This is a genomic window from Micromonospora arida (assembly GCF_003857035.1).
In the GTDB taxonomy this organism is placed as follows: Bacteria; Actinomycetota; Actinomycetes; order Mycobacteriales; family Micromonosporaceae; genus Micromonospora; species Micromonospora arida.
The window spans coordinates 59035-65635 of sequence record NZ_QGSY01000168.1 but is presented as its reverse complement, the minus strand read 5'-3'; the positions used below and the strand labels follow the sequence as shown (position 1 = coordinate 65635).

Genomic DNA, 6601 nt, shown 5'->3' with positions numbered 1-6601 from the left:
AGCTTGACCAGTCCGGGGTATAAATCATAATTGGCACTGGCTTTACAAGCACCCTGTTGAGTTCTCAAAGAACAACCACACACCGACCAGAAGCCCCACCACAGTGGAACCCCAACCGGGGCTTTTCCGTACCATGTCCAGCGCTATCAGCGCCAGGCACTTTTACTACGTTACCCGCTCGTTTCCGCCCTGTCAAACCGATATTTCGCGGTTCGTCATGCTTCAACCCGATAACGCGGGCACCATGTCGCAACCGGCTTTCGCCGCTCTCGTCATCGATTCGGCAGGCCGGCCGTCGCGATTTCTCGCGACCCGCCCGGTGCCCTGCCGGTTCGTAACCATACCCGGTCGGTTTCGCGGCGCCAAATCCGCCTCGCGGCGTTTCTGGCGGCACCTACCGGTTGGGGCTCCGGTGGGCGTGCCCACCCGACCCCCTGGCCGTTGGCCGGCGCTCCGGCCGCTCCAGGCTTTCGCCTGTTTCGTCCGTTCCGCGCTGGCAGAGAGAAAGTTACGCGTCCGGCGGGATGATCGTCAAATCCGCCGGACGCGTCCCCCGTCACATCGTCGACAGGTGGCTATTCGCCCAGCTCAACGCCCGCGAACGAGCGCTTCCCGCGGCGCAGCACCAGGTATTGCCCATGCAGCAGGTCGGCCGGCGACACCCTCGCGTCCACCTCGGTCACCCGGTTGTTGTTCACGTAGGCGCCGCCTTCGGCGATCACCCGCCGAGCCTCCTTTAGGCCACTCACCAGACCGGAGTCCCGCAGCAGACCCGCCACATCCGGCAATTCGCCGGTGAGGCGTACGAGTCCTGCCTCGGTCAGGGCCGCGCGCAGGGTCTCCGGCGCCAGCTCGTCCAACGATCCGCGGCCGAAGAGCGCCTGGCTGGCGGCGATCGCCTGTCGGGTCTCGTCGGCACCGTGCACCAGGGTGGTCAGCTCCTCGGCGAGCGCCCGCTGCGCCAACCGGGCCGCCGGTCGTTCGGCTGTCGCCTTTGCCAGCTCCTCCAGCTCGTCGCGGGTCCGGAAGCTGAAGTACCGCAGGTAGCGGTCGACCTCCTGGTCCTCGACGTTGAGCCAGAACTGGTAGAACGCGTACGGGCTGGTCATCGTGGGGTCGAGCCAGACGGCACCGCCCTCGCTCTTGCCGAACTTCGTCCCGTCGGACTTGGTGACGAGCGGCGTGGTGAACGCCTGTACCGGCCCGGCGCCCCGTCGGCGGACGTAGTCGACGCCGGCGGTGATGTTGCCCCACTGGTCGGAGCCGCCGAACTGGAGCTGGCAGCCGTGCCGGCGGTGCAGCTCGAAGAAGTCGTTGGCCTGCAACAGCTGGTAGCTGAACTCGGTGAAGCTGATGCCGGTCTCCAGGCGGGCGCGCACCACCTCCCGCGCGAGCATCTTGTTCACCGGGAAGTGTTTGCCCACGTCGCGGAGAAACTCGACGATCGACATCTGGCCGGTCCAGTCCAGGTTGTTGACCAACTGCGCCGCGTTGTCGCCGGTGTACGACACGAACGGCGCGAGCTGCTCGCGGATCCGCTCGACCCAGCCGGCGATCACCTCGGGCGGGTTGAGCGACCGCTCGGCGCTCTCCTTCGGGTCGCCGATCTGCCCGGTGGCCCCGCCGACCAGCAGCAACGGGCGGTGGCCGGCGAGTTGCAGCCGGCGGGCCATGAGGACCTGCATGAGGTTGCCGACGTGCAGGCTCGCCGCGGTGGGGTCGAAGCCCACGTAGTACGTGGCGGCCGCTCCACCGTCGAGCAGCTCGCGCAGCTCGTCGAGGCCGGTCGAGTCCTGGATCAGGCCACGCCAGAGCAGGTCATCGGTCAGGGAGTCCCGCCCGGACGGCGGAGGGCTGCTGTCGGTCACGGTCACCGATTCTCCCCCATCGCCGGCACCAACCCGTACCGGGTTTGGCGCAACCCGGCCCCGCTAGGCTTGCGCCTCGTTGATCGAGGAGGGCTTTGCCATGGAGATTCCGGATCTGACGGGCGGTTTCGTCGCCCTGCTCGGCCTCAAGTTCGAGGAGGCCAGCGCCGACCGGGTGGTCATCAGCTGGCAGGTCCGCCCGGAGCTGCACCAGCCGTTCGGCATCCAGCACGGCGGGGTGTACTGCTCGGTCGTGGAGTCCGCGGCCAGCGTGGGCGGCGCCCTCTGGCTGGCCGACCGGGGCACGGTGGTCGGCGTGTCGAACCAGACCGACTTCCTGCGGGCCGTCCGGGATGGCGAGCTGAGGGCGGTCGGTACCCCGGTGCACCGGGGCCGCAGCCAGCAGCTCTGGCAGGTGGAGATCACCGACGCCGACGAGCGGCTGGTCGCCCGTGGTCAGGTCCGGCTGCAGAACCTCTCGCCCGCCTGAGCGACGGCATTCGCCGGACGGGTCAACTGCGGGCCTCGTCCAGCATCGGCGCCGTGGGCTGGTCGCTATCGGCGTCGGCGTCGGCCTCATCGGGTACGCGGCTGAGCCGTACCTCGGTGATCGCCCGGTGGTCGATGCCGGCCACCATCAGCACCCAGCCGTCCAGCGTGACGTCCTCGCCGGCGACGGTGGGGATGTGCCCGAGCCGGGCCAGCACCAGCCCGGCGACGGTGGTGTAGTCGCCGTCCGGGCGCGACGGCAGCTCCACGCCGATGTCGGGCAGGTCGTGCACCGGGAAAGTGCCGGGCAGCAGCAGCGCACCGTCGGGGTCGCGCCGCACCGAGCGCACATCCCGGTCGGTCTCGTCGTAGATCTCGCCGACGATCTCCTCCAGGATGTCCTCCAGCGTCACGATGCCGTCGACGGCGCCGCGCTCGTCCACGACGAGCGCGATGTGCTGACGCTCGGCCTTGAACTGGCGCAGCGCCTCCACCACCGGCAGCGAGTCGGGCAGCAGCATCGGCGGTCGGGCGATCTCGTCGACCGGGCGGTCGTCGGGCACACCCACCAGATCACGCAGGTGGATCACTCCGGCCGTGTCGTCCAGGCCGCCGTGGCGCACGACCGGAGCCCGGGAGTGCCCGGTGGCGGCCAGCACGAGCCGCGCGGCCTCCGCGGTGGTCCCGCTGTCGAGCGTGAAGACCTGCAACCGGGGTACGAGCACAGCCCGCAACCGCCGGTCGGCGATCTCCACGGCACCCGCGATGATGGTGCGCTGCTCCTTGGTGAAGCCGTGGTTGCCGGCGACGATGTCGCGCAGCTCGTCCGGGCCGATCTCCTCCGGCTCGTGTTTGGGGTTGAGCCCGACCAGGCGGACCACCACGTCGCTGGTGGCGCCGAGCGCCCAGACGGCCGGCCGGGTGAGGCTGGCGAGCACATCGAGTGGGCGGGCCACCAGCAGCGCCCACCGCTCGGCGGACTGCATGGCGATCCGCTTGGGCGCCAGCTCGCCGAAGACCAGGGTGACGAAGGTCAGCGCGAGGGTGACCGCCACGATCGCCACCGTCTCGGCGGCGCTGCCGAACACCCCGAGCAGCGGCACCAGGGGTTTTGCCAGCGAGACCGCCGCGGCGGCGGAGGCCAGGAACCCGGCGAGGGTGATGCCGATCTGGATGGTGGCCAGGAAGCGGTTCGGGTCCTTGGCGAGCCGGGCCAGCACCCGCCCGGCCCGGCTGGTGCGCTCCAGCCGCTGGATCTGGCTGTCTCGCAGCGACACCAACGCCATCTCGCTGCCCGCGAAGAGCGCGTTGATCACGACCAGGACTCCGACCAGGGCCAGTTGGCTCCCGTAGCTCTGCACGCCCGGTTCGCTCCCTCGTGGTGGTGGCACCGGCCGCTACGCGCGGCACCCGCCGGTCGGCGAGCCCGCCCGGCGTAGGCGTGTCTTTGCCCCGTCCGGCGCCGGCCGAATCCTGCCCGGGCGAGGCTACGCCGAATCGGGCGTCGGTGACGCTACGCCGGCTGGGGCGTCGGCGACGCTACGCCGACTGGAGCGACCGTGAGTTACGCCGACTGGGGCGTCGGTGACCCCGGCAGGTCGAGGACGTACGAGTCGCCCTCCGGCCGGAAGCCGAGCCGGTGGTAGTAGGGGGCCACCATGCGGGGCGGGCTGACCACCCGGTGGAAACCCCGTTCGGTGAACAGGTGGCTGCGCCGGTAGACGAACTCGCCCGGGGTGAAGTCACGGAACTTCGGGGTCACGTAGTCCAGGTCGATCTGGGCGACGCCGGGCGCCTCGGCGTGCGACAGCACCACGCCGACCACCTCGTCGGCCGTGACCACGAGGAACGCCGAGCGCCCCGACGCGTCCGGGTCCCAGTGGAAGCCGGGGTTGAACCGGGCGATGTCGGCGGCGTGCACCCGCAGCGTGTGCGCGAGGAACTGGTCGTCGACACCGACCTCGACCACCTGGTAGGTCTTTTCGTCGTGCCGGGTGGCGAGCATCCCGCGCAGGTACCAGATGTTGATCACCGCGAGCACGATGTTGAGCCCGACCATCGGCCAGACCTCGATCGCGGCGTTGTAGCCGATCAGCACGAAACAGCCGACGAGGTTGAGCGCCCGCAACCGCAGGACGCGCGACTGCAGCAGCGACCAGACCAGCACCGCGGAGCCGGCCCAGCCGACGAGATCCAACCAGTTCACGCCGCGAGACTAGTGCCCGCCCTGGTCAGGGCCGTCGGCGGGCAGCTCGAGCAGCCACTCCTCGACGTCTGCGCCGCGGCCGTTGGCGTACCCCGAGTCCTCACCGACCACCACGAACCCGCACTTGCGGAGCACCGCGAGGGAAGCGGTGTTGTCCTTGGCGGCGCGGGCGTGCACCGGCCGGGGCAGCTCGCGCAGCAGGGCGGCCAGGGCCGCCGTGGCGTGGCCCCGACCCCAGCGCTCCGGGTCGATCCAGTAGCTGACCTCGGTCTGCCCCTCGACCGGGAAGGCGCTCACGTAGCCGACCACCTCGCCGTCGACCTCGACGGTGCGGACCAGGTTCGCCGGGTTGGTGAGCACCCGGGCCCAGTGTGCGGCGAACTCCCGACGGTCGGACGGGTCCTTGGGGCCGAACGCGGCCATCCGGTTGGCCTCCGGGTCCTGCTGGTGCAGGAAGAACTCGACGAGGTCGTCCTCCAGGACCGGGCGCAGCCGCAGATCAGACGTCATCGGCCGAGGGTACGCAACGGCGGGCCCGCGCGGCTCGCTCAGTCGCTCACGGCGGCGACCGCCAGCACGGCGGCAAGCAGGGAGCTGGCCACCGACAGCAGGCGACGCCACGGCACCCGCGCGTCGACCACCGGCAGGGCCGACCACCGGGTCACGGCCAGGGTCGCTCCCGCCGCGGACAGACCGGCCCCGAGCGGCCAGAGCCAGACCGGCACCACCGACCAGTCGCCCATCCGGTGCGCCAACCCGAGGTAGGCGAACGCCCACACCACCGCCGCCACCAGGGTCACCCGGTCCAGTTCGCGGCGGCGGGCGGTGCCGAGCAGGGACAGGCCGCCGAGGAAGGTGAACGCCACTGCGAGACCGGCGCCGATCCAGACGGGAGCCGCCGGTGCCGCCTCCGCCGCCTCCCTCTCCGGTACGCCGAGCAGTCGCAGCCCGATCGACTCGACGCCCTTGTCGGTGTTGCCGAGCACCACCACCGCCCTGCCGGTGGCCCGTTCGAGGCCGATGTAGGACCCGAACCCGCCGGTCGCGCCGTTGTGCCAGACCACCTCGTGGTCGCCGTGCCGGCTGGTGAACCAGCCGTACCCGATGCGGGTGTTCTGGTCCTCACGGAAGCGGGCGTTGGTGGCGTCGGCGCCGGGCGCGGTGCCGGCGAGGGTCGCGGCGGCCAGCCGGCCCAGGTCCTCGGCGGTGGACCAGGGGCCGACGCCGGCCGGGGCGTACCCGACTCCCGACCAGGTGTCGAGGGGCCGGCCGGAGGCCCGGCCGCCATGGGCGCGGCCGGACGGCAGGTCGTCGGCGTGGGTGGCGATCACTGTGGCGTTCATGCCGAGCGGTTGGAGCAGCCGCGCCCGCAGCAGATCGGCGTACGCGACGCCGGCTTTCGCCGCGATCGCGTGGCCGAGCACGGACGGCCCGAGGTTGGAGTAGTGGACCTCGCCGCGCTCGTCGCCGTCGGGGGTGACCCGGTCGGCGGCGCTGCGGATGGCGTCGATGTCCTGCCCGCCGTACGGGTTGCCGCCGGACACGTTGGACCAGAGGATGCGTGCCCAGCCCAGGATGCCGTCGGGGGCGAGCCGGGGCAGGCCGGCGCGGTGGCTGGCCAATTCGGCGAGCGTCACGTCGCGGGCGGGGCCGGTGACCGTGGGCCAGGTGGCGCCGAGAGGGTCGTCGGGGCGGACGACGCCGGCGGCGGCCTGGTCGGCGAGGAGCATGCCGGTGAGCGCCTTGGTGACCGAGCCGATCTCGAACGAGGTGCCGGGCTCGACGGGCTGGCCGGTCCGGTCCCGGTCACCCAGGCCGGCGGTGCGGATCCGGCCGTTCTCGACCAGTGCGACGGCGAGGCCGCGGTGCCCCGACGGGTCGCGTACGGCCGCGCGTGCGGCGCCGGCCAGGTCGGCATCGCCGGTGGTCTGCGCGCCGAGGCGGGCCACCCGGGGCATGAGCGCGATTCCGGCGAGGCCGGCGATCAGCGCGACGACGATGGTGATCACGGTCGTCCGGCGCATGGTGCTTCTCCCTG

6 protein-coding genes are annotated in these 6601 nt (G+C 71.5%); 1 reads left to right on the top strand and 5 read right to left on the bottom strand.

Annotation, left to right across the window (positions count from 1 at the left end; translation table 11 throughout):
- Positions 1-575: 575 nt before the first annotated feature.
- On the bottom strand, positions 576-1868 hold the full coding sequence (tyrS, locus tag DLJ58_RS14240; RefSeq protein WP_124856588.1) for a tyrosine--tRNA ligase: 1293 nt from the start codon (positions 1866-1868) through the stop codon (positions 576-578).
- 100 nt (positions 1869-1968) lie between these two features.
- Between tyrS and DLJ58_RS14235 the strand changes: the two genes are divergently transcribed.
- Positions 1969-2358, top strand: a complete 390-nt coding sequence (locus tag DLJ58_RS14235) for a PaaI family thioesterase (protein WP_124856578.1) — start codon at positions 1969-1971, stop codon at positions 2356-2358.
- A 22-nt stretch (positions 2359-2380) separates the two neighbouring features.
- Here DLJ58_RS14235 and DLJ58_RS14230 read toward each other — a convergent pair whose 3' ends face one another.
- From DLJ58_RS14230 to DLJ58_RS14215, 4 genes are all read right to left on the bottom strand, one after another.
- Complete coding sequence (locus tag DLJ58_RS14230) at positions 2381-3718, bottom strand: hemolysin family protein (RefSeq protein ID WP_124856576.1); 1338 nt, start codon at positions 3716-3718, stop codon at positions 2381-2383.
- A 203-nt stretch (positions 3719-3921) separates the two neighbouring features.
- Positions 3922-4563, bottom strand: a complete 642-nt coding sequence (locus DLJ58_RS14225) for a hypothetical protein (RefSeq protein ID WP_124856574.1) — start codon at positions 4561-4563, stop codon at positions 3922-3924.
- 9 nt (positions 4564-4572) lie between these two features.
- On the bottom strand, positions 4573-5073 hold the full coding sequence (locus DLJ58_RS14220; protein ID WP_124856572.1) for a GNAT family N-acetyltransferase: 501 nt from the start codon (positions 5071-5073) through the stop codon (positions 4573-4575).
- 38 nt (positions 5074-5111) lie between these two features.
- Complete coding sequence (locus DLJ58_RS14215) at positions 5112-6587, bottom strand: serine hydrolase domain-containing protein (RefSeq protein ID WP_124856570.1); 1476 nt, start codon at positions 6585-6587, stop codon at positions 5112-5114.
- Positions 6588-6601 lie beyond the last annotated feature (14 nt).

Excerpts from the sequence above, each read along its gene's own strand:
- DLJ58_RS14235 (WP_124856578.1), top strand. The coding sequence starts at position 1,969 with ATGGAGATTCCGGATCTGACGGGCGGTTTCGTCGCCCTGCTCGGCCTC.
- DLJ58_RS14220 (WP_124856572.1), bottom strand. The coding sequence starts at position 5,073 with ATGACGTCTGATCTGCGGCTGCGCCCGGTCCTGGAGGACGACCTCGTC.
- DLJ58_RS14215 (WP_124856570.1), bottom strand. The coding sequence starts at position 6,587 with ATGCGCCGGACGACCGTGATCACCATCGTCGTCGCGCTGATCGCCGGC.